23 protein-coding genes are annotated in these 23,520 nt (G+C 72.0%); 17 read left to right on the forward strand and 6 right to left on the reverse strand.

Going from position 1 to position 23,520, the window contains the following annotated elements; translation table 11 throughout:
• Window positions 1–411: 411 nt before the first annotated feature.
• The gene (locus AB0K82_RS42270) at window positions 412–1,458 is read left to right on the forward strand and encodes a glucose 1-dehydrogenase (RefSeq protein ID WP_364408687.1); all 1,047 of its coding nucleotides are present in this window, start codon (window positions 412–414) and stop codon (window positions 1,456–1,458) included.
• Between the two features lie 12 nt (window positions 1,459–1,470).
• Window positions 1,471–2,883, forward strand: coding sequence for a sugar porter family MFS transporter (locus tag AB0K82_RS42275; protein ID WP_364408689.1), 1,413 nt, complete (start codon window positions 1,471–1,473; stop codon window positions 2,881–2,883).
• Window positions 2,884–2,968: 85 nt separating this feature from the next.
• Here the strand turns inward: AB0K82_RS42275 and AB0K82_RS42280 are convergent, their stop codons facing one another.
• Together AB0K82_RS42280 and AB0K82_RS42285 are read right to left on the reverse strand one after the other, a co-directional pair.
• Entirely contained in the window at window positions 2,969–4,342 is a 1,374-nt protein-coding gene (locus tag AB0K82_RS42280) for a glutamine synthetase family protein (RefSeq protein ID WP_364408692.1), read from the reverse strand.
• 27 nt (window positions 4,343–4,369) lie between these two features.
• Window positions 4,370–4,930: a TetR family transcriptional regulator gene (locus tag AB0K82_RS42285; protein WP_364408695.1), complete on the reverse strand. Its 561-nt coding sequence runs from the start codon at window positions 4,928–4,930 to the stop codon at window positions 4,370–4,372.
• 68 nt (window positions 4,931–4,998) lie between these two features.
• Between AB0K82_RS42285 and AB0K82_RS42290 the strand changes: the two genes are divergently transcribed.
• The gene (locus AB0K82_RS42290; RefSeq protein WP_364408697.1) at window positions 4,999–5,181 is read left to right on the forward strand and encodes a hypothetical protein; all 183 of its coding nucleotides are present in this window, start codon (window positions 4,999–5,001) and stop codon (window positions 5,179–5,181) included.
• Between the two features lie 79 nt (window positions 5,182–5,260).
• Here the strand turns inward: AB0K82_RS42290 and AB0K82_RS42295 are convergent, their stop codons facing one another.
• Complete coding sequence (locus AB0K82_RS42295; RefSeq protein WP_364408700.1) at window positions 5,261–6,490, reverse strand: HEAT repeat domain-containing protein; 1,230 nt, start codon at window positions 6,488–6,490, stop codon at window positions 5,261–5,263.
• A 41-nt stretch (window positions 6,491–6,531) separates the two neighbouring features.
• Window positions 6,532–7,503 carry an Lrp/AsnC family transcriptional regulator gene (locus AB0K82_RS42300; RefSeq protein WP_364408703.1) on the reverse strand — a complete coding sequence of 324 codons (972 nt, stop codon included), beginning with the start codon at window positions 7,501–7,503 and terminating at the stop codon, window positions 6,532–6,534.
• A gap of 112 nt (window positions 7,504–7,615) precedes the next feature.
• Between AB0K82_RS42300 and AB0K82_RS42305 the strand changes: the two genes are divergently transcribed.
• Window positions 7,616–9,088, forward strand: coding sequence for an MFS transporter (locus AB0K82_RS42305; protein WP_364408706.1), 1,473 nt, complete (start codon window positions 7,616–7,618; stop codon window positions 9,086–9,088).
• 144 nt (window positions 9,089–9,232) lie between these two features.
• On the opposite strand, the gene AB0K82_RS42310 is transcribed toward AB0K82_RS42305, so the two are convergent.
• Window positions 9,233–9,871, reverse strand: coding sequence for a TIGR03085 family metal-binding protein (locus AB0K82_RS42310; RefSeq protein WP_364408709.1), 639 nt, complete (start codon window positions 9,869–9,871; stop codon window positions 9,233–9,235).
• 111 nt (window positions 9,872–9,982) lie between these two features.
• Between AB0K82_RS42310 and AB0K82_RS42315 the strand changes: the two genes are divergently transcribed.
• The 3 genes from AB0K82_RS42315 (at window position 9,983) to AB0K82_RS42325 (ending at window position 14,036) form a co-directional block, all read left to right on the forward strand.
• A complete protein-coding gene (locus AB0K82_RS42315) occupies window positions 9,983–11,773 on the forward strand; it encodes an ABC transporter ATP-binding protein (RefSeq protein ID WP_364408712.1) in 1,791 nt (596 codons plus the stop codon).
• Window positions 11,770–13,545, forward strand: coding sequence for an ABC transporter ATP-binding protein (locus AB0K82_RS42320; protein ID WP_364408714.1), 1,776 nt, complete (start codon window positions 11,770–11,772; stop codon window positions 13,543–13,545). The genes AB0K82_RS42315 and AB0K82_RS42320 overlap by 4 nt, the downstream gene beginning before the upstream one ends.
• A 287-nt stretch (window positions 13,546–13,832) precedes the next feature.
• A complete protein-coding gene (locus AB0K82_RS42325; RefSeq protein WP_252786422.1) occupies window positions 13,833–14,036 on the forward strand; it encodes a cold-shock protein in 204 nt (67 codons plus the stop codon).
• 16 nt (window positions 14,037–14,052) lie between these two features.
• Here the strand turns inward: AB0K82_RS42325 and AB0K82_RS42330 are convergent, their stop codons facing one another.
• Window positions 14,053–14,604 (reverse strand): PadR family transcriptional regulator, encoded by a 552-nt coding sequence (locus AB0K82_RS42330; RefSeq protein ID WP_364408717.1) that lies wholly within the window; start codon window positions 14,602–14,604, stop codon window positions 14,053–14,055.
• A gap of 122 nt (window positions 14,605–14,726) precedes the next feature.
• Here AB0K82_RS42330 and AB0K82_RS42335 point away from each other — a divergent pair, with 122 nt between their 5' ends.
• The 10 genes from AB0K82_RS42335 (at window position 14,727) to AB0K82_RS42380 (ending at window position 23,316) form a co-directional block, all read left to right on the forward strand.
• The gene (locus tag AB0K82_RS42335; RefSeq protein WP_364408720.1) at window positions 14,727–16,193 is read left to right on the forward strand and encodes an MDR family MFS transporter; all 1,467 of its coding nucleotides are present in this window, start codon (window positions 14,727–14,729) and stop codon (window positions 16,191–16,193) included.
• Between the two features lie 9 nt (window positions 16,194–16,202).
• Window positions 16,203–16,571, forward strand: a complete 369-nt coding sequence (hisI, locus tag AB0K82_RS42340) for a phosphoribosyl-AMP cyclohydrolase (protein ID WP_364408723.1) — start codon at window positions 16,203–16,205, stop codon at window positions 16,569–16,571.
• On the forward strand, window positions 16,568–17,155 hold the full coding sequence (locus AB0K82_RS42345) for a Trp biosynthesis-associated membrane protein (protein ID WP_364408726.1): 588 nt from the start codon (window positions 16,568–16,570) through the stop codon (window positions 17,153–17,155). The genes hisI and AB0K82_RS42345 overlap by 4 nt, the downstream gene beginning before the upstream one ends.
• Window positions 17,156–17,869, forward strand: coding sequence for a response regulator transcription factor (locus AB0K82_RS42350; RefSeq protein ID WP_364408729.1), 714 nt, complete (start codon window positions 17,156–17,158; stop codon window positions 17,867–17,869).
• 40 nt (window positions 17,870–17,909) lie between these two features.
• The gene (locus AB0K82_RS42355) at window positions 17,910–18,350 is read left to right on the forward strand and encodes a DUF2752 domain-containing protein (protein ID WP_364408731.1); all 441 of its coding nucleotides are present in this window, start codon (window positions 17,910–17,912) and stop codon (window positions 18,348–18,350) included.
• Between the two features lie 219 nt (window positions 18,351–18,569).
• Window positions 18,570–19,376, forward strand: a complete 807-nt coding sequence (gene trpC, locus AB0K82_RS42360; protein ID WP_364408734.1) for an indole-3-glycerol phosphate synthase TrpC — start codon at window positions 18,570–18,572, stop codon at window positions 19,374–19,376.
• A gap of 112 nt (window positions 19,377–19,488) precedes the next feature.
• A complete protein-coding gene (gene trpB, locus AB0K82_RS42365) occupies window positions 19,489–20,715 on the forward strand; it encodes a tryptophan synthase subunit beta (RefSeq protein ID WP_364408736.1) in 1,227 nt (408 codons plus the stop codon).
• 86 nt (window positions 20,716–20,801) lie between these two features.
• The gene (trpA, locus tag AB0K82_RS42370; protein ID WP_364408741.1) at window positions 20,802–21,632 is read left to right on the forward strand and encodes a tryptophan synthase subunit alpha; all 831 of its coding nucleotides are present in this window, start codon (window positions 20,802–20,804) and stop codon (window positions 21,630–21,632) included.
• A 114-nt stretch (window positions 21,633–21,746) separates the two neighbouring features.
• A complete protein-coding gene (locus AB0K82_RS42375) occupies window positions 21,747–22,433 on the forward strand; it encodes a MauE/DoxX family redox-associated membrane protein (protein ID WP_364408738.1) in 687 nt (228 codons plus the stop codon).
• A gap of 46 nt (window positions 22,434–22,479) precedes the next feature.
• Window positions 22,480–23,316, forward strand: coding sequence for a thioredoxin domain-containing protein (locus tag AB0K82_RS42380; RefSeq protein WP_364408739.1), 837 nt, complete (start codon window positions 22,480–22,482; stop codon window positions 23,314–23,316).
• Window positions 23,317–23,520 lie beyond the last annotated feature (204 nt).

A 23,520-nucleotide genomic window follows, 5' to 3' on the forward strand; every position in this document is an offset into this window, starting at 1 on the left:
AGGGACTTGTCGGCGAGGTCGGTGAGCAGGTCGTCGACCTCGTCCTCGGCGAGCCCGCAGAGCCGCGCCGCACACCGCCCCCGGCTGATCACCGCGCCCGCCCCGGACCGTGTTTCCGCACGCCATGGGGACGGGTGACGGTGACGTACGTCTCGAATCCGCTTCCGTGAAGCATGTTCACCTTTGATCGGGGCAAAAGGTGGGGCGTGTCCCCCTGGAGCGACCTGAGCCTTCCCCCGGCGTCCGGCGGTTCGCCCGTCATCGGGCTGATCGCGATGCCCGGTTCCGTGTGCGATCCGTGGCGGCCTGATCACGCGTGAGGTGTGTACGGTTGCCGCGAATCCACATTCTGGACATTTGGGCCGAAGTTGCCTCGGGGGAGCGGGCAACGGCTCTGAGTAGGAGATGACCATGCGTGCTCTTACGATGGTGCCGCTGAAGGCGGGGTCGCTCCAGGTGAGCGAGGTCCCCGAGCCCACGCGGGGCGAGGGCGAACTCCTCGTCGAGGGGGTCGCCCTCGGCGTGTGCGGTACCGATCGGGAGATCGTCTCCGGCGATTACGGCTACGCGCCGCCCGGCGACGAACGCCTGATCATCGGGCACGAGTCGCTCGGCCGGGTCGTGGAGGCGCCGGAGGGCGGCGACTTCGGTCCGGGCGACCTCGTCGTCGGCATCGTCCGGCGGCCCGACCCGGTGCCGTGCGGCGCCTGCGCGCACGGCGAGTTCGACATGTGCCGCAACGGCCGGTACACCGAGCGCGGGATCAAGCAACGGCACGGATTCGGATCCGAGCGGTGGACGATCGAGGCCGACTACGCGGTCCGCATCGATCCGGCGCTGGGCGACCTCGGCGTCCTGCTGGAGCCGACGACCGTCGTGGCGAAGGCCTGGGACCACCTCGAGCGCATCGGCGCCCGGGCGTGGTTCGAACCCCGGCGGGTCCTGGTCGCCGGGGCGGGCCCGATCGGGCTGCTGGCCGCTCTGCTGGGCACCCAGCGCGGGCTCGACGTCCACGTGCTCGACCGGGTCACCGGGGGAGTGAAGCCGAAGATCGTCGCGAAGCTCGGCGGCACCTACCACACGGGCTCCGTCGCCGATGTCGCCGCGAAGACGCGTCCCGACATCGTCATCGAGGCGACCGGCGTCGCTCAGCTCGTCATGGAGGCGATCGCCGAGTCGGCGGCGAGTGTCGTGTGCCTGACCGGCGTCTCGCGCGCGGGTCATCGGACGGAGGTCGACGCCGGCGGGGTGAACCGGCAGATCGTCCTGTCCAACGCCGCCGTCTTCGGCTCGGTCAACGCCAACCACCGCCACTACCGGCTGGCCGCCGAGGCCCTCGGCCGGGCGGACCGGTCGTGGCTCGCCCAACTCATCACCAACCGGCTGCCTCTCGACCGGGCGCCCGAGGCGCTCCGGGCCGGCAGCGACGACGACGTGAAAGTCGTCATCGACCTGTAGATCGGGATCAACATGACCATTCAAGCTCCCGTCACCCGACAGGAACACAACCTCGCGCACGTGGTCTTCATCAGCGCGGCCGCCGCTCTCGGCGGGTTCCTGTTCGGGTATGACAGCGCCGTCATCAACGGGGCCGTGGACGGTATCAAGGGCCACTTCCACGTCGGAGCCGGCGTCACCGGCCTCATCGTCTCGTCGGCCCTGCTGGGGTCGGCCCTCGGCGCGGCGGTGGCCGGCAAGCTCGCCGACCTGCGGGGACGCCTCATCGTCATGCGGCTGTCCGCGCTGCTGTTCGTGATCAGCGCCCTCGGCTCGATGTTCCCGTTCGCCGACTGGGAGCTGGCCGCCTGGCGGATCGTGGGCGGCATCGCGATCGGGATGGCTTCGGTGGTCTCCCCGACCTACATCGCCGAGATCGCGCCGCCCGCCTACCGCGGGCGGCTGGCGTCCTTCCAGCAACTGGCGATCGTGCTCGGCATCGCCATCTCCCAGCTCGTCAACTTCGCGATCGCCTCGATGGCCGGCGGGGAGGTCCGGGGTCACCTGCTCGGTCTCGAGGCATGGCAGTGGATGCTCGGCGTCGCGGCCCTGCCCGCCGTGGTCTTCCTCGTGTCCGGGCTGATCATCCCCGAGTCGCCGCGCTACCTGATCGCCAGCAACCGGCTGAAGAAGGCCCGGCGGGTCCTCGCCGACGTCGAGGGCGAGGACATCGACCTGGACGCCCGGATCCGGGAGATCCAGGGGGTCCTGCGCTCGGAGCACAAGCCGTCACTGCGCGACCTGCGCGGGCCCGCGCTCGGCCTGCTGCCGATCGTCTGGGTCGGCATCGCCCTGTCCGTCCTGCAGCAGTTCGTCGGCATCAACGTGATCTTCTACTACTCGGCGTCGCTGTGGCACTCGGTCGGCATCTCCCAGACCAACTCCCTGCTGATCAGCCTCTCCACGTCGATCATCAACATCCTCGGCACGCTGATCGCGATCCTGTTCGTCGACCGGATCGGCCGTAAGCCGCTCGCCCTGATCGGCTCCGTCGGCATGACGATCTCCCTGGCGATCATGGCCTGGGCGTTCAGCGCCGCGCGGAAGACGGGCGGCACCGACGTCCACATCCCGCACTCGCACGGCCTCGTCGCGCTGGTGGCCGCGCACACGTACGTGCTGTTCTTCGCGCTGTCGTGGGGCGTGGTCGTCTGGGTGATGCTCGGGGAGATCTTCCCGAACCGGATCCGGGCCGCGGCCATGGCGGTGGCCGTCGCGGCCCAGTGGATCGCCAACTGGCTGGTCACCGTGACCTTCCCGAGCCTGTCCGAACGGAGCCTGTCCGGCGCGTACATCGGGTACTCGATCTTCGCGCTGCTGTCGGTGTTCTTCGTGGTCAGGTACCTGCACGAGACCAAGGGCAAGAAACTGGAGGAGATGGGCTGACCACCCATCATCGGGAGGCGTCGACCTAAGGCCGATCACTGGCGTTCGCTGCGCATAGAGCGCAACGGACGCCAGTGATCATCGTTCAGAACTTCGTGAAGTGGTGGAAGCACTCGTAGGCCGCGTCGCCGCCCGCGAAGGACTCGACGTCGGCGCGCTTGACGGCCAGGTAGGCGGCGCCGCGCAGCGGGCCGAGGGCCGTCATGAGCAGGTCGTCTGCCGCCAGGGCGTCGAGCGCCTCGCCGAGGGATGACGGCAGGCGGGGCGGTCGGTCGGCCTCGGGGAGGGTGTCGGGGTCCACGTCGACGGCCGTGCCGGGCTCGGTCTTGGACCGGATGCCGTCCAGCCCGGCGTGGATGACCGCCCCGAGCGACAGGTACGGGTTGGCGGACGAGTCCGACGGCTTCAGCTCCAGGTTGGTGCTCTCCTCGGCCGCGTCGCGCATCGGCGAGCAGATCCGCACGGCGGCCTCGCGGTTGTCCGAGCCGTAGCAGGCGTACGCACTCGCCCACGACCGGGGCGTGAGGCGGCGGAAGCCGTTGACGGTCCCGGAGGTGAGCGCGGTCAGGGCGGGCAGGTGCGCGAGGAGCCCGCCGATGAACCAGCGGCCCTCGTTCGACAGCCCGTACGCGCCGGCCGGGTCGTGGAAGACGTTGCGGTCGCCGGACCACAGCGACAGGTGCAGGTGACAGCCGTTGCCCGGCTGGTCGGGGATCGGCTTGGGCGCGAGCGAGGCCCAGAGCCCCTGCCGCATCGCCACGGCCCGTACGGTCTCGCGGTAGAGCACCTGGTTGTCGGCGGCGCGTAGGGGCGGTGCGGGCCGGATGGACATCTCCTGCTGCCCGTGCCCGAGTTCGGGGTGGTAGTGCTCCACGCGCATGCCCTGGGCCTCCAGGGCATGCAGCAGCTCGACCGCGAAGTCGTGCGCGGCGTGGAAGCCCGTGGCGGAGTAGCAGAGGCTGTCGTCGATGGGGACGAGCCGGTCCGGGCCCTGGTCGGTCGGCGTCCGGCGGCCCAGCGTGAACTCCGGCTCGAACGCCGCGAGGACGGAGTAGCCGACGTCCGCGAGCTCGGCGACGGCCTGTTTGAGGAAGGTGCGCGGGCACGCCGCCCACGGCCGGCCGTCGGGCTGGACGAGGTCCGACAGCATCGCGGCGGAGCCGGGGGCGTACGGGAGCGGCGTGAAGGTCGCGGGATCGGCCAGGATGCGGACCTCGCCGACGGGGCCCAGGTCCTCGACCGGCTGCAGCGTGTCGAGCATGGTCATCGCCATCATGGCGACGGTGTGGCCGATGCCCGTGTGGAGCCGCTCGGCGATCCGCGGCCCGGCTGCGGACTTGCCGCGGATGATGCCGCCGTGGTCCGCGTACAGGAACCGGACGAGGTCGATACGGCCGGTTTCGACCCGTTCCGCCACGTGTGCGGCCACCTGGTCGTCCCGCCTTCTGCTGGCGCCCATGTCTATGGCGTAACACGGGCCGTCCCGCTAGGCCAGAGGCTCGCCGATGTACCGCTGAACCGTCGGGGCCAGGTAGGCGACGAGCGTCTCGGCGTCGAGGGCGACCATGGGCGGCAGCCGCAGGATGTAACGGCACAGCGCGACGCCCAGCACCTGCCCGGCGACGAGGGCGGCCCGGGTGGGGCCGTCCTCGACGGACGGGCCGAGTGCCGTCGCGACCTGGGTGGCGAAGATCGTGCGCATGCGCTCGGCCGCGCTCTCATTCGTGACCGCGGACCGTAGGAGCACGGTCAGCACCTCACCGGGCCCCTGGCCCTCCCACAGCGCCAGGAAGTGCCGTACGAAGACCTCTCCGACCCGGTCGGGGGGCAGTGCGGCCAGGTCCGGAAGCCGCAGGTCCACGTCGACCGCGGCGGAGAACAGACCCTCCTTGGACCCGTAGTAGCGGATGACCATCGAGGGATCGATCTCCGCGTCGGCGGCGATGGCGCGAACGGTCGTCCGCTCGTAGCCGTCGGCGGCGAAGCGGCGGCGAGCGGCGGCGAGGATCGCGGCCCGGGTCTCCTCGGAACGAGCGGTGAAAGCCATGCCACCAAGTGTAGGCCAACGCCTGTTGGCAAACGCCGTGTCGCGGGCTACGCTTCTGCCAACGGCCGTTGGCGCGGCGTCCGGTGGCCGCCGGCGTCGTGGCGATGACCGACCGGATGACCCGCGCCGCCACCGCCGGCGGACCCGCCGCCCGCGCCGTGCGCAACACCCTCCTGACGGTGGCCGGCCACAACGCGGCGGTGCGGCGCGGGCTGGCGATGCGGCTGTCCGAGCTCGCGGTGGACCGCTGAGCGCGCCGTGTCGAGGCGGCGGCAACGGGGCGTCCGGGGCCGCCGCCGCTCGGTTCGGCCCGGCCGGGCTCGCCGTGGCTCAGTTCAGGGAACCGGACAGGCGTTCGCCGGCCGCGGTGCGAACGGCGGGCTCCTCGGCGTCCTCATGGCGGAGCCGGCGCAGCCGGGCCCGGGTCGCGCCGTCGAGGGGCACCGCCTCGGCGGCGATGCGGCGCACCCCGCCCTCGCAGTCCCACAGGGCCTCCACCAGGTAGGGCTCCGCGACGTGCGGGTCGATCCGGGTGAGGGCACCGAGCAGGTTGGCGCGCAGCTGGGATGAGGGGCTCTCCTCCCAGCCGCACAGCAGCAGCGGGATCGCGGGCCGGGCGCGCAGGCGGCCGAGCCCGTCGGCGGGCACCGCGGCCAGGTCCCAGTCCTCCTCGTCGAGGGCGACCTCAAGGGACTCGAGGAGCGGCGGGGTGTCGGACTCCGTGCCGTGCGCGGCCAGCACGTCGATGCCGACGTCCTGGTAGGACCGTCGCTCGGCGGCCCACGCCCGGGCGCGGCCCAGTGCGGCGGGGCCCAGGTCGCGTACGGCCCGGCACAGGGGGCCGTCGTGGGCGCCGCCGGGCAGGAGCTCCTCGGCCAGGTCGAGGACCAGGGCACTGCGGCGGCGGCCGAGTTCGAGGATGGCGGCGGTGGCGGCGGCGTCGTCCGCGCGGACGAGGGCCGCCAGGTCGGCGTCGGAGCGGCCGGCGAGCGAGGGTCTCGGCTCGTGCGGGCGGGGCTCGGGTCTGCGGGCGGCGGCGATCCGGGGTTGGCGGCGGGCCCACATCCGCGTCACCGCGCCGTCCACTCCGCACAGCCACGCGAGGGAGCGGTCGTCGCAGCGGGCGGCCGCGACCTCGTCGAGCCCCTCGGCCAGGACGGGGTCGTCGAGCTCCACCAGGGACTGCAGGGCGGTGTACCAGTTCGCGCCCTCGGCGGCGTACCGGCGCAGCGGCACGGCGGCCTCCCGCCGGCCGAGGCGGACGAGATGGGACAGGACGTCGAGCGCCAGGTTGGTGCGGTCGGGCTCGGCGTCCAGCGGATCGATGGGATCGAATATGTGTTCGACTATGGGGCCGGTCTCCAGCTCCAGGTCGAGGATCAGTCGTGCGTAGTACAGGCCGCGGGCCTCGAGGGTGTCCCATCGAGGGTCGTGGCTCACGCAGTCGTAGATCAGGTCGCGTGCGCCGGGCAGGCGGGAGGCACGGCGCGCGGCACAGCCACGGCCGCGCTGCAGGCGGCCGTGCAGTGACTCCGCCGGGTGAATGACGATGGGTTCCACCGCTGCAGGATGCGCACTCGACCACAAACCGGGCAAGCCAATTACCGAAGCAATGTCGCGCCCGCCCGTTTCAGCGTACGGATCACGGGCGCGGTCTCCACGTCACGGACGCCGTCCAGCGACCCGACCTGCTCGGTCAGGTACCGGTAGAGGTGGTTCGGGTCCCGGCACGTGACGGCGACCATCAGGTTGGTCGGGCCGGTGGTGGCCCCCGCGAAGGCGACCTCGGGGTGCCCGGCCATCGCCTCGCCGACGGCGGCCAGCTTCGACGGCTGGACCGACACCCACAGCCGCGCCTCGACGTGGTGGCCGAAGACCTCCGACGGCGTGTCGATGTCATAGAACAGCACGCCGGCGCGGCGGAGCTGGTCCATACGCCGCCGGACCGTGGACTCCGACCACCCGGTGACGGCGGCCAGTTCGGCGTGGCCGGCGCGCCCGTCGACGGACAGCGCGCCCAGCAGCGCGTGATCGGCCTCGCTCAGGTCCACCGGCTCGTCGTCCGGTTCGGGCAGGTCCGGCCGGAGGCGCTCGGCCTGCTCCGGAGAGAGTGACCGCAGGCCCGACCAGCCGATCGTCCCGCCGACGAACAGGTGGAGGATCGCGTGCGCGGTCACCGACGACACGCGGCCGGTGCGCGGCAGCTTCTGCAGCAGCAGGTCGTCGCGTTCCTCCAGCGTGCGGGTCCGCGTGCCGCAGGTGATCTCGGTTCCGCCGGAGAGCAGGTGGACCCAGTAGGTGTCCGGGCGGCGGGCGAGCGCGGTGGCGATCGCGCCGGCCGCGTCGGGGGTGGCCCGGAGCCGGATGGCCCAGGAGACCAGGCCGAGACGGCCGCCGTCGATGGCCCCGACGACGCGCAGCGTCCCCGCCGTGCGGAGCCGCCGGTAGCGGCGGGCGATCGTCTGGTCGGAGACCCCGAGCACCTCGGCGATCTTGCTGAACGGGGCACGGCCGTCGAGCTGCAGCGCGTGGACGAGGTCGCGGTCCAGCGCGTCGAGCATGCGGGATTCCACCGCAGAAGGGTAACCCGTGTCGATAAACGCCAGTCGGCGTCTTCTGGCTGGAGAGTTCCGCACCTCCTCGTGAAGGTGGAGGCCTCACCCATGAAACCGGAAGGAATCCCCCATGCATAAGTGGTGGCCGCTCGTCGCGGTCTGTCTCGGGGCCTTCATGCTGCTCGTGGACGTCACGATCGTCACGGTCGCGCTTCCCGGCATGGCCAAGAGCCTCGACGCGTCGTTCTCGGCGCTGCAGTGGGTGCTGGACATCTACGCCCTGGCCCTGGCCGCTCTCCTGCTGGGCGCCGGCTCGGTCGCGGACCTGTTCGGGGCGCGCCGGGTGTACCTCCTGGGCCTCGTGCTGTTCGCCGCCGCCTCCCTCGCCTGCGGGCTGGCGCCCAACGCGGCGACCCTCATCGCCGCGCGCGGCGTGCAGGGCGTCGGCGGCGCGGCCATGTTCACCACGACCCTCGCCCTCCTGAGCAGCACCTACCAGGGCCGGGACCGGGGTGTCGCGTTCGGCGTGTGGGGCGCCGTCAACGGCCTGGCCGCGGCCGGCGGCCCGATCCTCGGCGGCCTGCTCACCCAGCACGTGAACTGGAGGTCCATCTTCCTGGTCAACCTGCCGGTCACCGTCATCACGATCGTGCTCACGCTCGCCGTCGTCAAAGAGTCCCGGCGCGCCGGTGGGGCGCGGATCGACCTGCCGGGGATGGTGTCCTTCACCGCCTGCGCCGGCACGCTGACCTACGGGCTCATCCGGGCGGGCGACGACGGCTTCACCGCGACCATGCCGCTGGCGATGTTCGCCCTGGCCGCCGTCACCCTGGCCGTCTTCGTCGTCGTTGAGACGCGGACCCGGCACCCGCTGCTCGACCTCGGCCTGTTCCGCAACCGGTCGTTCGTCGCCGTGCTGGTCGGCGGCGCCCTCCTGATGGCCTCGGCGTTCGCCTGTCTCGCCTTCACCTCCCTGTGGCTGCAGGGCGCCCTGGGTCTCGGGCCGGTACGGGCCGGCGCGGCCCTCATCCCGCTCGCCCTGACGTCCTTCGTGGTCTCCGCCGCCGGGGCGCGGCTCCTGCACGGCGTCTCGCCCCGGCTGAGCATCGGGATCGGGCTGCTGCTGATCGGCATCGGTTCGGGCCTGCAGGCGGTCCTGGACGCCGGGTCCTCCTCGAGCGCGATCATGCCGGGACTGATCGTCGGCGGCGTGGGCGTCGGGCTGGCGATTCCCGTGCTGTCGGCGGCGGTGATGAGCGCGGTCCCACCCGAGCGCGGCGGGATGGCCGGCGGCGCGCTGAACACGTTCCGGCAGCTCGGCTACGCCCTCGGCATCGCCGTGCTCGGCATCGTCTTCCGCGGCCGGATCGAGCACGTGCTGACCGGGCACGTCGCCGACCCGCACACGATGGCCGGCGCGGCGAGCGGTGGACAGGCCCCCCGGCTGCCGATCGTCCGCGCGGCCGTCGCCTCCGGGCTGAACGAGGTCTACGCCGTCTCGGCGGGGCTGGGCATCGCCGCGGGGATCATCGTGCTCGCGCTCGTGCGGTCGCCGCGGCGGACCGTACGGCCACAGCCGCAGCCGGAGAAGGCCGCGGCCTGACCGGACCTCCGGCGCGAAGAGGCCGCGGCCGGCCCCGTTGGGAGAGGGCCGCGGCCGGATCGGAGCCCCGACGGGAGAAGGCCGCGGCCGGATCGGAGCCCTGGAGGGAGAGGGCCGCGGCCGGACCCGGCCCGGCGGGTGAGGTCACAGGCGCCAGCGGCCCTGGTTCAGGACGTTGATCGCCTCGGCCTCGCCCGTCAGCTCGACCCGCGCGGCGTCCTTGCGGCCCAGGGCCCACAGCGTCAGCTCGCTCGGCTCACCGTGCACCCGGACCAGCCGGCCGCCCTTGGTGACGCGCTGGGTGCGGCCGTCCGGGTCCACGAACGTGACCTCCACGGGCAGCCGCCGCAGGACGAACCGGGCCATCCGCAGCCGCCGCCACAACTGCTCCTCGAAGGCCGCGGGCAGCTCGCGCGGTTCCCAGCCCTCTCCGGCGCGGCGCACGTCCTCGTGGTGCACGAAGTACTCGGTGGTGTTCGCCGCGGCGTCGACCGCACCGAGCGCGAACGGCGACCAGGCCGGCGGCCCGGCCCGGAAGCGCGCCACGAGGTCGGCGTACGGCGTGGCGTCGCGGATCCCGAGCCGGACCTTCTCGGTGTGGCCGGCCAGCAGCGGGATCATGATGCCCGGCGCGGCGTCGGGCCGGTGCTCCCGGACGACGAGGTGGGCGGCCAGGTCCGCGGCGGTCCAGCCCTGGCAGAGGGTGGGTGCCTCGGGACCGGCGTCGATCAGCGCGTCACTGAGGGCGTTGCGCTCGGCGCGCGCCCAGTTCTCGTTCGCCATCCAGCGATCGTAGGCCCCGCCCTTCCCGGCATGGAATAACCCGTCGCCCCCGCGTGATAGGGATTATCGGCCCCACAATCTGCCACGAGAGGGGACTTTGTGTCACAAAAAGTGACATCGGACATCCTAAAAAAGGGCGCGGCCGTCCTCTGGGTCGCCGCCCGGGCCGAGCCGCGTCTCCTCACGGCCGCCGTGCTCAGCAGCGGGCTGTACGCGGCGATGACCGTGGGCAGCGCCTGGGTCCTCGGCCGGGTCACCCAGGACGTCGTCCTGCCGGCCTTCCGCGACGGCCGCACCACCACGGGCTCGCTCGTCCTCGGCAGCCTGGCGATCATCGGCGTGGCCCTGCTGAAGGCGCTCGGCGTCGCGGGACGGCGTCTGTACGCCGGGATGGTGCAGTACAACATGCAGGCGGCCTACCGGCGCGCGGTCACCCGCCAGTACCTCCGACTGCCCCTGGCCTGGCACCAGAGACACCCCACCGGCCGGCTCCTGTCGAACGCCAACGCCGACGTCGAGGCCGCCTGGGCCCCCCTCGCCCCGCTGCCCATGGCGCTCGGGGTCGTGCTGATGCTGATCATCGCCGCGATCGCGATCCTCACCACCGACCTGGTCGTCGCGATCGTCGGCTTCCTCGTCTTCCCGGCGATCGCCGGCCTGAACGTGATCTACCAGCGGCGGCTCGCCCCCGTCGCCGCGCACGCGCAGCGCCTGCGGGCGGGCGTCAGCGAGGTCGCGCACGAGAGCTTCGAAGGCGCGCTGGTCGTCAAGACCCTCGGCCGGGAGGCGGACGAGACCGAGCGCTTCGCCGCCGTCGCGGCGGAGCTGCGCGACGCGAACGTGGCGGTCGGCCGCCTGCGCGGGCTGTTCGACCCCGTCCTGGAGGCCCTGCCGAACCTCGGCGTGCTCGCCGTCCTGCTCGTCGGGTCGATCCGGTTGCGGTCCGGCGCGATGTCGCCCGGCGACCTGGTGCACGTCGCGTACCTGTTCACCCTGCTGGCCTTCCCGATCCGCGCGCTGGGCTGGGTCCTGGCCGAGGTGCCGCGCAGCGTCGTCGGCTGGGAACGCGTGCAGGACGTCCTGCAGGCCACGGGTTCCCTCCCGTACGGCGACCGGTCCGTCGACGCGGCGGGCCCCGCGCGCCTGGAGGCGCGCGCGGTGCGGTTCGGCTACACCGACGACGACGTCCTGCACGACGTCTCCTTCGCCGCCGAGCCCGGCCGTACGATCGCGATCGTCGGCCCCACCGGATCCGGCAAGTCCACGCTCACGAACCTGCTCGTCCGCCTCGTCGACCCGGCCGGCGGGCAGGTCCTGCTCGACGGCGTCGACGCGCGGGACGTCGAGCGGCACGGCCTGTCGGCGACGACGGCGCTCGTGCCGCAGCAGGCGTTCCTGTTCGACGACACCGTGCGCGGCAACGTGACGCTCGGCCTGGACGTGCCGGACGACGACGTGTGGGAGGCGCTCCGGCTGGCCCAGGCCGACGGGTTCGTCTCCGCGCTCGCCGACGGCCTGGACACCCACGTGGGGGAGCGCGGCACCACGCTGTCCGGCGGGCAGCGGCAGCGGCTCGCGCTGGCCCGCGCCCTGGTCCGGCGCCCGCGGCTGCTCGTGCTCGACGACGCGACCTCCAGCGTCGACCCCCAGGTGGAGGCCCGCATCCTCGACGGGCTGCGCGACTCGGCCGCCACCGTCGTGGTCGTGGCCTACCGGAAGGCGACCATCGAACTGGCCGACGACGTCGTCTACATCGAACGCGGCCGTGTCGTCGCCCAGGGCCCACACAAGGAACTGCTGGAACGGTCCGCCGGATACCGGGATCTCGTCACGGCCTACGAGCGCGCCGCCGACGAAGCCGTGCCGGACGAGGACGAGGAGAACGAGGAGGCAGTCGCATGACGGCCGTCGAGAGCCGCCCGGCGTCCGGGCTCGCCACCCTGCGCCGGGGCCTGCGGCTCACCCCGGAGTTCCGGCGCGGCATCGGCGGCACGCTGCTGCTGGCGCTGGTGGCCACCGTCGGACGCATCGTCGTCCCGGTGGCCGTGCAGCAGACGCTCGACCGGGGCCTGCGCGCCCACGGCGGGCCCGACATCGGCTTCATCCGCACCGCGGTCCTCGTGTGCGCCGCCGCCGTCGTCCTGACGGCCGTCGCGGCGTACCTGATGAACGTCCGCCTGTACCGCACCAGCGAGAGCGGCCTGGCGGCACTGCGCGTCCGCGCGTTCCGGCACGTGCACGACCTGTCGATGCTGACCCAGAGCGGCGAGAGGCGCGGGTCGCTGGTCTCCCGCGTCACCAGCGACGTCGATCAGATGAGCCAGTTCATGCAGTACGGCGGCCTGATGATCATCATCGCGGGCGGCCAGCTCGTCGTGGCGACCGTGCTCATGGCCGTCTACTCCTGGCCGCTCACGCTGCTCGTCTGGGTCGTCTTCCTGCCGCTGACGTACGCGCTGCGGGTCTTCCAGCGCTGGCTGTCGAAGGCGTACGGCGCCGTGCGCGAGCGGGTCGGCGACATGCTGTCGGCGGTGGGCGAGTCGGTCGTCGGCGCGTCCGTGATCCGCGCGTACGGCGCCGAGGAGCGCACCGCGCGGCGGATCGACGAGTCCGTCGGCGCGTACCGCGACGCGCAGGTACGGGCGCAGAATCTCGTCGCCCTGACCTTCCCCTCGACCGAGCTGGCCTCGGCGGTCGCCACCGCCGGCGTCGTCGTGGCCGGCACGGCGCTGGGGGTCGGGGGCCATCTCACCGCCGGGGAGCTGGTGGCGTTCATGTTCCTCGTCACGCTGTTCGTCAGCCCCCTGCAGGTCGCCACCGAGGTCCTCAACGACGCCCAGAACGCCATCGCGGGCTGGCGGCGGGTGCTCGGCGTGCTGGACACGACGCCGGACGTCGCCGACCCCGGCCCGGCGGGGACCGTACTGCCCAGGGGCGCGATCGACGTTCGGTTCGAGGACGTGTCGTTCGCCTATCCCGGCGGGCCTACCGTGCTGCACGACGTGTCCGTGCGCATCGCCCCGGGCTCCCGGATCGCGGTCGTCGGGGAGACCGGCTCGGGCAAGACCACCTTCGCCAAGCTGCTCACCCGGATGATGGACCCGGCGTCGGGGCGGGTGCTGGTCGACGGAGTGCCGCTGACCGAGGTGCGGTTCTCCTCGTTGCGGGAGCGGATCGTGATGGTCCCGCAGGACGGCTTCCTGTTCGACGCGTCCCTGGCCGACAACCTCCGGTTCGGGCGGCCCGAGGCGTCCGAGGAGGACATCCGCGGGGCGCTGACCGAACTCGGCCTGGGCGACTGGCTGGCCGGCCTGCCCGAGGGGCTGGCGACCCCGGTCGGGCAGCGCGGCGAGTCGTTGTCGGCGGGGGAGCGGCAGCTCGTGGCGCTGGCCCGGGCGTACCTGGCCGACCCGGACCTGCTGGTGCTGGACGAGGCGACCTCCGCCGTCGACCCCGCCACCGAGGTGCGCCTGCAGCGGGCCATCGAGAGCGTCACCCGCGGCCGTACCGCCGTCTCGATCGCCCACCGGCTGTCCACCGCCGAGGCGGCCGACGAGGTCCTCGTCTTCGATCAGGGGCATCTCGTCCAGCGCGGGCCACATGCCGCACTGGTCGCCGAACAGGGACGATATGCCGAGTTGTACGCATCCTGGGCAGCACAGTTGAAGATTTGATTTGCCGGACTCCCGCGCCGTTCTCGCCGGTCGGAGGTGGGTTGCCGCGAGAACGGCGGGGAATATCGACGGCAGAAAACAGTCTTTGGCACCGGGGCGTGTGACAGAGCACCGAACTTGGTAAACTCAAACCGGTTGTTGTCGTAGTTCCACGTTCGTTTGCCAGACGCCCGCGGACCGATGACTGGCGGGCGTGTTCTTGCTTCTTCAAGGGCCTGCGCACACCCGCGGCAACCACAAAGTGACCCACAACCTGTGGGTTTTGTTTGTCCCGCAAGGAGTTAGGCATGGCCCAGGGCACCGTGAAGTGGTTCAACGCCGACAAGGGGTTCGGCTTCATCGCCATTGATGGCGGTGGTCCGGACGTCTTCGTTCACTACTCGGCGATCGCCACCTCCGGATACCGGACGCTTGAGGACAATCAGCGCGTGGAGTTCGAGGTCGTCCAGGGCGACCGCGGCCCGCAGGCGGACCAGGTCCGTCCGCTGTAGTACCGAAAACGTTCGGTCAGAGTTCACCCGTCGGGGTCCGTGCCGTTTCGGTACGGGCCTCTTCGCTTTTTTGGAGCCGCTCGATCGCCCAGAGCGCCCACTCGCGCGACGCGGCCAAGTGCCGAAGTCCCCTTTCAAGGGCATAACGCCCAAAACTGGACTCGCCGACATCGCAGAGCAGCGTTTCCAGTTCGGCTCTCCTCGCCTCGACGTGACGCAACTCCTCCCGCAGCAGGTCGAGGGCCTGTTCCCGGGGGAGCAGGGGAATCAGGAAGGCCCGTAGCGCCCCTTCATTGCGCACGCGCTGTTCCGGCTTGGTCTCGAGCAGCCACTGGTGCAGTTCGCTCCTGCCGGCCGCGGTGATGGAGTAGGTCTTGCGGCCGCGCGATCCCTCCGCCTCCACCTGCAGCAGCCCGTCCGCCGCCATGCGGTTCAGCTCGGGATAGATCTGGCTGTGGCTCGCCTGCCAGACGTAGGCGAGCGACCCCTCGAACCGCTTGGTCAGGTCATAGCCGCTGGACGGCCCGCCCGCCTCGATCAGTGCCAGCAGTGCTGCGCGCAGTGACATCCGCCCAGGATAGCCCGATGTCGACATGTCACGACTATACATGTTGATGTTGACACGTCAGCTCTTACATGTTGATATCGATGCGTTGATCGCACTTGTGAGAAGGGATCGAGATGTCGGCCATGACGAGCACCGCGCCGCCGGACACGGCGCGCGGGCCCAAGACGGGTCTGCTGATCGTCGCCGTCCTCGGCGGCATGTTCCTGGCGATGCTGGACCAGACGATCGTCGGCACCTCGCTGCCGCGGATCGTCGCGGACCTGCGCGGCGAGGACCTCTACACCTGGGTCGTCACGGCCTACCTGCTGACCTCGACGATCACCGTGCCGCTGTACGGACGGCTGTCCGACGTGCACGGCCGCAAACCGCTCCTGCTGATCGGGGTCACCGTCTTCCTCGCCGGCTCCGCGCTGTGCGCGGCGGCGCAGAACATGCCCGAGCTCATCGCCTTCCGCGCCGTTCAGGGCCTCGGCGCCGGCGCGCTCATCCCGTTGTCGCTCGCGCTGGTCGCCGACCTGTTCCCGCCGCAGAACTCCGGGCGCATCCAGGGCGCGATCGGCGGCGTCATGGCTCTCAGCTACGTCGCCGGCCCCTACCTCGGCGGCCTGCTCACCGAGCGTGCGAACTGGCGCTGGATCTTCCTCGTCAACCTGCCGGTCGGCGCGGTCGTCCTCGCGGTGATCACCCTCCGCCTGCCCCACCGGCGCCGCGAGCGCGTTTCCGCCCGGCCCGACTACCTCGGGATCGCGGTCTTCGCCGCCGCGATCGGGCTGCTGCTGTACGGCCTGACCGAGAAGGGCCGCTCGACGGCCACCGGCACCACCCACGCGTGGACGAGCGGAACCGTCGCCGCGCCGATCACCGTCTCGATCGTCCTGCTCGTCGCCTTCGTCCTCGTCGAGCGGCGCGCCGCCGAGCCGATCGTGCCGCTCGGCCTGTTCCGCAACCGCACCTACACGGCGGCCAACGTCGGATCGTTCTTCACGGCCTTCGGCATGTACGCGGCCATCATCTTCCTGCCGCGCTACTTCCAGTCGGTGCACGGCGACAGCGCCAGCACCTCCGGCCTGAAGGTCTACCCGCTGATGCTGGGCATGCTGGTCGGCAGCTTCGTCACCGGCGCGCTGATCACTTGGACCCGGCGGTACAAGCCCTGGCTGGTCGCGGCCCCCGCCCTGCTCGCCGCGGGATCACTCCTGTGCGCGGGCATCGGCGTCCACACCGGCGTCTGGGTCCTGGCCGGCTGGATGGCGCTGATCGGGCTGGGCATCGGGCCGATGCTGTCCGGACTCACCGTCGCCGTGCAGAACGCCGTCGAACCGGAGCACATCGGCACCGCCACCAGCAAGATCACCTTCTTCCGTCAGGTCGGCGGGTCGGTCGCCCTGGCGATCGCCGGCACCGCGTACGCCTCCCACGTGCGCGCCGCCGCCCCCGCGCACGGCGTGGTCGCCGCGTCGGCGTCCGCCACCGCGACCGTGATCCCGTGGCTCGGCACGGCCGGCGCCGCCATCGCGCTGGTGGTCTTCGCCCTGATGCCCGAGTCCCCGCTGCGGCGCGTCGCCCCCTCCGCCCCCACGGTCGAGTGAGACGGCACAATGGATGTCATGTCCTTGGACCCCAAGATCGCCGATCGTCTCAAGCGGACCGAAGACGGGCTCGTCCCGGCCATCGCCCAGCAGTACGACACGGGCGAGGTGCTCATGCTGGCCTGGATGGACGACGAGGCCCTGCACCGCACGCTGACCACCGGCCGCGCCACCTACTGGTCGCGCAGCCGCAAGGAGTACTGGGTGAAGGGAGAGTCCTCCGGCCACCAGCAGTGGGTCAAGGAGGTCGCCCTCGACTGCGACGGTGACGCCATCCTGGTCAAGGTCGACCAGGTCGGCGCCGCCTGCCACACCGGGGACCGCACCTGCTGGGACGCCGACCGCCTCGACCCGGTCGTGGGAGAGCGTCCCCAGTGACCACCCGCCGCGAACTCGCCGCCGCCGCGCTGCTGGGCGCGGTGGGCGCGGGGCTCGCCGCCGGGTTCACCGGCCGGACCTGGGCGACCGTCACCGTCCACGGCGGCCCGGAGCTCGTGCCGTCGCTGCAGCACCTCACCGGGAGGTCGCTGAGCGGCGGCATCGCCGCTCTCGGCCTGGTCGGGCTCGCCGGGATCGCCGCGCTACTCGCCACGCGCGGCTGGGCGCGGACGGCCGTGGGCGTGCTGCTGACCGCCTTCGGCGTGCTCATCGCCGTGCTGTCGCCGCTGGCCGTCCGCCACGCGCGGGTGGTGTCCGCGGCCGCCGACCGGACCAACCTCACCCGGCTGACCGGCGACCTGTCCGTACACGTGAGCGGCTGGTGGATCGTCGCGTTGGTGGGCGGGATCCTGCTGGCCGCCGCCGGGCTGCTCACCGTCGTACGCGGCCGGCGCTGGCCCGGCATGTCCGCTCGCTACGACCGGCCGGGCGCCGCCCCGCGTACGGGCGACGACCCCGCCTCGCTGTGGAAGTCGCTCGACCGCGGCGACGACCCCACCCGCGACGAGTTCCAGGAGCACTGATTGAGCGGGCGCGCCCCGGCCGGTGACGGCGTGTCGGGGGCCCGCGTCCCGCGTCCGCGGCCGGGAGCCGGATCGGACGCGGCGGCCCGCGCCACCGTGCTGGTGGTCGAGCACGATCCGGGGGTCGCCGACCTCATCCGGCTCTACCTCACCCGTGAGGGATACCGCGTCCGGCTCGTCGGCGATCCGGACGCGGCCGCCGGACTCGCCCGTACGCTGCGACCCGACGCGATCGTCCTCGACCTGACCACGGGCGTGTACCGGGACGTCGCGGAGGCCGCCGGCCCGGCGGTCGTCGTGTCCGTGGTGCCGCCGGGCATGACGGCGCCCGCCGGGCACACCGTGCCGCGCCCGTTCAGCCCCCGGGTGCTCCTCGCCACGCTCGGCCGCGCCCTGCGGGGCCACCGGGCCGCCGCGCCACCGGACGACGTCCTGCGGGCCGGGAACGTCGTGCTGGACCCGAACGCCCGATCGGTCACCGTGGCGGGGATGCCCAAGGCGCTGACCGCCGTGGAGTTCGACCTGCTGGCGTTCCTGATGGGCCATCCGGGACGGGTCTTCGGCCGTGACCAGCTCCTCGTCGCCGTGTGGGGGAACACCGAGGCCGCCGGCGTCCGCACCGTCGACGTCCACATCGCGCAGCTGCGCGCCAAGCTGGGTGCCGGCAGCCCGCTGCGCACCGTACGCGGCGTCGGCTATGTCGCCGATGTCTGAGCCGCCGACCCCGCGACCCACCCGGCCGTACGCTGAGAGCGTGACAGTGGGACGGTTCGAGAGCCCGCCGATGACGCGGGCGGGTCACCGCAGGGCAGGCTGGTCGCCGTACGCCGTGCTCGCCGGAGTGATCGGCGCGGCCGGCTACGTCACGATGGTCGATCCCAACCATCCGGGGCACTACCCGACCTGCCCCTTCCTCGCCGTGACCGGGTACTACTGCCCCGGCTGCGGCGCGCTGCGCATGATCCACGCGATCGGCCACGGCCATCTCACCGAGGCGTTCGGCCGCAACCCGCTGGCCTTCGCCACACTGCCATTCCTGGCTTACCTCTGGGTCAGATGGGTGTCGGCGGCACGGAAGGGACGCCCGGTGCGGTCCAGAATCCTCCACCCGGCCGTGATCATCGCGTTCACCGTGGTCATCCTCGTGTACTGGGTCGTCCGGAATCTCCCTGCCGGACGTGCCCTGGCCCCGTGATCTCCCACCCCGGCAAGGCGCATCGCGTCGGCGGGGCTACGATCGAGACACACGACCGTCCGGCAGGGGGGATCGTTCCGTGAGCGAACTCGTTCGACCGGGCTCGGCGCGGCGACGGTGCGGACGTCCGGCGAGCGATCAGCGGGGAGGGCAGATGGGCGACCGGTTCGGTACGGCGGCGTCGCGGACGCCTTCCATGAGAGCGGGGAAGGTGGGCTCGTGAGCGTGCTCGACGAGATCCTGGACGGCGTCCGGGCGGATCTTGCGGAGCGGCAGGAGGCCGTGTCGCTCGACGCGCTCAAGCGGATGGCCACCCACGCCCCGTCGCCGCGCAACGCGATCGGCGCGCTGCGTGGCCAGGGCGTCGCGGTGATCGCCGAGGTCAAGCGGTGCAGCCCGTCGAAGGGCGCGCTCGCCGCGATCGCCGACCCGGCCGCGCTCGCCGCCGACTACGAGGCCGGCGGCGCCGCCGTGATCAGCGTGCTGACCGAGCGCCGCCGCTTCGGCGGCAGCATCGACGACCTGGCCGCGGTCCGCAACCGCGTCGACATCCCGGTGCTGCGCAAGGACTTCGTCGTCTCCTCCTACCAGCTCTGGGAGGCACGGGCGTACGGCGCCGACCTCGTGCTGCTGATCGTGGCCGCGCTCGAACAGCAGGCCTTGATCTCCCTGATCGAGCGGGCGGAGTCGATCGGGCTCACCCCGCTCGTCGAGGTGCACACCGAGGAGGAGCTGGAGCGCGCGCTGGACGCGAACGCGAAGGTCATCGGCGTCAACGCCCGTGACCTGACCACGCTGCGCGTCGACCGCGGCACCTTCGCCCGGATCGCGCCGCAGATCCCCGACGGCATCGTGAAGATCGCCGAGTCCGGTGTGCGCGGGCCGCACGACCTGCTGGCCTACGCCTCCTCCGGGGCCGACGCCGTCCTCGTCGGGGAGAGCCTCGTCATCGGCAAGGACCCGCGCTCGGCGGTGTCCGACCTCGTCGCCGCCGGGACGCACCCGGCGCTGCGCCAGGGCAAGTAGGCGGCGGAGCAAGTAAGCTGTGGGCATGATCCTGCGCGAGCGATGGCGGGTCTGAATCCGCATTCCAGTTGACCGGATCGGCCTTACCTACCTGCGACAGGACCTTTTTGCGATGACCATCGATTCCGCACGCTCTCTTCCGGATCTGACCGGGCACTTCGGCCCCTTCGGCGGCCGGTTCGCGCCCGAGGCGCTCATGGCGGCGCTCGACGAGCTCACCACCGCCTACCAGACCGCGATGGCGGACCCGGCGTTCCGCGGCGAGCTCGACCACCTGCTGGCGACGTACGCCGGGCGGCCCAGCCTCCTCACCGAGGCCAAGCGGTTCGGGGCGGAGGCCGGCGGCGCGCGGATCCTCCTCAAGCGCGAGGACCTCAACCACACCGGCTCGCACAAGATCAATAACGTGCTGGGGCAGGCGCTGCTCACCCGGCGCATGGGCAAGACCCGGATCATCGCCGAGACCGGCGCCGGCCAGCACGGCGTCGCCACCGCGACCGCGGCGGCGCTGCTCGGTCTCGAGTGCGTCGTCTACATGGGCGAGGTCGACACCGTCCGCCAGGCGCTGAACGTCGCCCGGATGCGAATGCTCGGCGCCGAGGTGGTCGCGGTCAAGACCGGCAGCCGCACCCTCAAGGACGCCTGCAACGAGGCGTTCCGCGACTGGGTGGCGACCGTGGAGAACACCCACTACTGCATCGGCTCGGTCATGGGCCCGCACCCGTTCCCGATGATGGTCCGCGACTTCCAGCGGATCATCGGCGTGGAGGCCCGCGAGCAGGTCCTCGAGCTGACCGGGCGGCTGCCCGACGCGGTCGTCGCCTGCGTCGGCGGCGGGTCGAACGCCATCGGGGCCTTCCACGCATTCGTTCCCGATGAGGGCGTCCGGCTCTACGGCTTCGAGGCCGGCGGCGGCGGCGTCCAGACCGGCAAGCACGCCGCGACCCTCGTCGGCGGGTCCCTCGGGGTCATCCACGGCATGCGCACCTACCTGCTGCAGGACGAGGACGGCCAGACCATGGAGACCCACTCGGTGTCGGCCGGGCTCGACTATCCCGGCGTCGGCCCCGAGCACTCCTGGCTGCACGACACCGGTCGCGCCACCTACGAGGCCGTCACCGACGCCGAGGCCATGGACGCCTTCGCGCTCCTGTGCCGCACCGAGGGCATCATCCCCGCCATCGAGTCCGCGCACGCGCTGGCCGGCGCGCTCCGCGTCGGCCGCGAGCTCGGCCCGGACGCCACGATCGTGGTCTGCCTCTCCGGCCGGGGCGACAAGGACATGCACACGGCCGCCGAATGGTTCGGGCTGGTCGAGGGCGAGGGGTCCGCCAAATGAGCGAGCGAGAGGGAGTGAACCATGAACGCGGCGCCTCTGGTCACTCCGCCGACGAAGGAGGCCGCGTGACTGAGCGAATCGAGACCATGGAACGGACCGAGAACGCGCAGGCGCGTACCGTCGCGACGGCTTTCGAGCGGGCCAAGGCGGAAGGGCGGGCCGCGCTCGTCGGCTACCTGCCCGCGGGATTCCCCTCCTACGAAGGGGCCATCGCCGCCGCGAAGACCATGGTCGAGGCCGGCTGTGACGTCATCGAGATCGGCCTGCCCTACACCGACCCGCTCATGGACGGCCCGACCATCCAGGACGCCGTCCACCAGGCGCTGACCGGCGGGTTCCGGGTCGCCGACGTGTTCCGTACGGTCGAGGCGGTCGCCGCCACCGGCGTGCGCACGCTCGTCATGACGTACTGGAACCCCGTCGACCGGTACGGCGTCGACGCCTTCGCCCGTGACCTGGCTTCGGCGGGCGGCTCGGGCCTGATCACCCCGGACCTCACCCCCGAGGAGGCCGAGCCGTGGCTCGCCGCCTCCGACGCGTACGACCTCGACCGGGTGTTCCTGGTCGCGCTGAGCTCCACCGACGAGCGCCTGGCCACGATCACCGGCCTGTCCCGCGGCTTCGTGTACGCCGCCTCGCTCATGGGCGTGACCGGGGCGCGCACCGCCGTCGACACCGGCGCGGCGCACCTGGTCGAGCGCACCCGCAAGGCGATCGCGGGGCGGTCTCCGCTGCCCGTCGGGCTGGGCCTCGGCGTGAGCGACGGCGACCAGGCCGCGCAGGTCGCGGGCTTCGCGGACGGAGTGATCGTCGGGTCGGCGTTCATCCGGCGGCTGCTCGACGCGCCGTCCCCCGAGGCCGGGATCGACGCCGTACGCCGCCTCACCGCCGAACTCGCGGCGGGCGTCCGGCGATAGCGCGGGCACTCCCGTCCCGAAGGTGACAGGATCTACCCCGTGCTTGACGGCGTCCTTACATTTTCGTCGCCTATGCTGGCGCGCGCCGGGATCATCTCAGGGTGAGGAACGACAGTGGCTGAAGCCAAGGCTGACTCCGCCGGGCGTGGCACCAAGGCCAGCAGAGGGGCGTCCAGGCCCGCGGGCGGTAGGAAGACCCCCGCGAGCGGGCGGGGCGGACCGGGAGGCGGTAAGACCCGCCCCGCGAACGCGGCGGCCCGCCCCGCGAACGGGAAGGTCACGACCGCCGACGACGGGACCGACGCGGCCGGGCGGGTCCGCCTGCCGTCGCTGCCGGAGCGCTACCAGGAGTGGATCACCCTCGTCGTGCGCGTGGGGCTCGCGGGCATCCTTGGGATCGCCGGATACGCGAAGTTCACCGAGCCCGCCGCGTTGCAGAAGACGGCGGTGGCCGCGTACCGCATCCTGCCGCAGAGCATGGTCACGCCGGTCGCCCTCGGCCTGCCGGTGCTGGAGATGGTCCTCGCCGCGATGATCCTTCTCGGCTTCGCCACGCGGGTCATGGCGATCTGCGTGGGTCTGCTGTTCCTCGTCTTCATCGCCGGGATCATCTCCGTGGCCGCACGCGGATTGTCCATCGACTGCGGCTGCTTCGGTGGTGGCGGCACGGTGGCCAAGGGCCAGACCCACTACCTTAGAGAGGTCTTCCGAGACCTCGGCTTCCTCGCTCTCGCCGCCTGGCTGATGTTGTACCCGCGCGGCAAATTCGCGCTCGACCGGGCGCTCGGGATGTACGCCTGAGCATCACCCGGCCCGAGCGCTCAACGAATATCACCTAGGAGACCAGATGAGTAAGGCCGCTCGACAGCGGTCGGCCCGCGAGCGGCTGGCGGAGGAGCGCAAGCGTCAGGCGCAGAAACAACAGCGGATGCGCGCCCTGACCATCGCCATCAGCGCTCTCGCGATCGTGGCGCTGGCCGTGATCGTCACCGTGTACGTCGTGAACAAGAAGGACAAGAACACCTACACCGGTGCGATCGCGCCGGCGACCCGCCTGGCCGACGGCGGGGTCCTGATGGGCAAGCCGGGGGCCATGGCGCCCAAGCTGGAGATGTTCGAGGACTTCCAGTGCCCCATCTGCCACGAGATGGAGGGCACCAGCGGCAACACCGTCAAGAAGCTCGCGGCCGAGGGCAAGGTCAACGTCGTCTACTACCCGTTCTGGCTGTTCCAGCAGCGGGAGGAACCGATCCGGGGCAACTCCCAGCGGGCGGCCAACGCCGCGCTGTGCGCTCCGGCGGACAAGTGGGTCCAGTACCACGACATGATCTACAAGAACCAGCCGGCGGAGGGCTCGAGCGGCTTCTCCAACAAGGACCTCATCGGCTGGGCCAAGAAGCTCGGCTTCGACACGCCGGCCTTCGAGCAGTGCGTGAAGGGCCTGCAGAAGCAGAGCCAGCTCGAGGCGGTCACGAAGTACGCGGAGCAGACCCGCAACGTCACCGGCACGCCGACCGTCTACCTCAACGGCCAGTCGCTGGACCTGACGAACGTGCTGCTCAAGCCGTCCGCGCTGGAGAAGGCCGTCCTTGCCGCCAAGCCCGTCGACGCGACGCCGAGCGCGTCCCCGTCGACGACGCCGAGCGGCTCGGCGAGCGCGTCACCCTCCAAGCCCGCTCAGTGACGGCCGCGGGCGGTGCCGAGCATGGTGCCGCCCGCCGCCCGCCGCCCGCCGCCCGTCGCGGACCGACGGAAAGAAGAGGGGGGCGGGCCCCGGGCGCGCCCCCCTTGTGAAGTACCCCGCCCGATGCCGCCCCGGGGGTGAAGCGGGGTTAGGAGGGTCCCCGGCGAGGGAGGCGCGCCGCGGGGCGGGGGGGGGGGGGGGGGG

It is taken from the genome of Actinoallomurus sp. NPDC052274 (assembly GCF_040679475.1).
Lineage (GTDB): Bacteria > Actinomycetota > Actinomycetes > Streptosporangiales > Streptosporangiaceae > Actinoallomurus > Actinoallomurus liliacearum.

Bases quoted from the DNA above. Each gene is read 5' to 3' on its own strand.
- AB0K82_RS42270 (WP_364408687.1), top strand. From the start codon at position 412: ATGCGTGCTCTTACGATGGTGCCGCTGAAGGCGGGGTCGCTCCAGGTG.
- AB0K82_RS42275 (WP_364408689.1), top strand. From the start codon at position 1,471: ATGACCATTCAAGCTCCCGTCACCCGACAGGAACACAACCTCGCGCAC.
- AB0K82_RS42280 (WP_364408692.1), bottom strand. From the start codon at position 4,342: ATGGGCGCCAGCAGAAGGCGGGACGACCAGGTGGCCGCACACGTGGCG.
- AB0K82_RS42285 (WP_364408695.1), bottom strand. From the start codon at position 4,930: ATGGCTTTCACCGCTCGTTCCGAGGAGACCCGGGCCGCGATCCTCGCC.
- AB0K82_RS42305 (WP_364408706.1), top strand. From the start codon at position 7,616: ATGCATAAGTGGTGGCCGCTCGTCGCGGTCTGTCTCGGGGCCTTCATG.
- AB0K82_RS42310 (WP_364408709.1), bottom strand. From the start codon at position 9,871: ATGGCGAACGAGAACTGGGCGCGCGCCGAGCGCAACGCCCTCAGTGAC.
- AB0K82_RS42320 (WP_364408714.1), top strand. From the start codon at position 11,770: ATGACGGCCGTCGAGAGCCGCCCGGCGTCCGGGCTCGCCACCCTGCGC.
- AB0K82_RS42325 (WP_252786422.1), top strand. From the start codon at position 13,833: ATGGCCCAGGGCACCGTGAAGTGGTTCAACGCCGACAAGGGGTTCGGC.
- AB0K82_RS42330 (WP_364408717.1), bottom strand. From the start codon at position 14,604: ATGTCACTGCGCGCAGCACTGCTGGCACTGATCGAGGCGGGCGGGCCG.
- AB0K82_RS42335 (WP_364408720.1), top strand. From the start codon at position 14,727: ATGACGAGCACCGCGCCGCCGGACACGGCGCGCGGGCCCAAGACGGGT.
- hisI (WP_364408723.1), top strand. From the start codon at position 16,203: ATGGATGTCATGTCCTTGGACCCCAAGATCGCCGATCGTCTCAAGCGG.
- trpB (WP_364408736.1), top strand. From the start codon at position 19,489: ATGACCATCGATTCCGCACGCTCTCTTCCGGATCTGACCGGGCACTTC.
- trpA (WP_364408741.1), top strand. From the start codon at position 20,802: ATGGAACGGACCGAGAACGCGCAGGCGCGTACCGTCGCGACGGCTTTC.
- AB0K82_RS42380 (WP_364408739.1), top strand. From the start codon at position 22,480: ATGAGTAAGGCCGCTCGACAGCGGTCGGCCCGCGAGCGGCTGGCGGAG.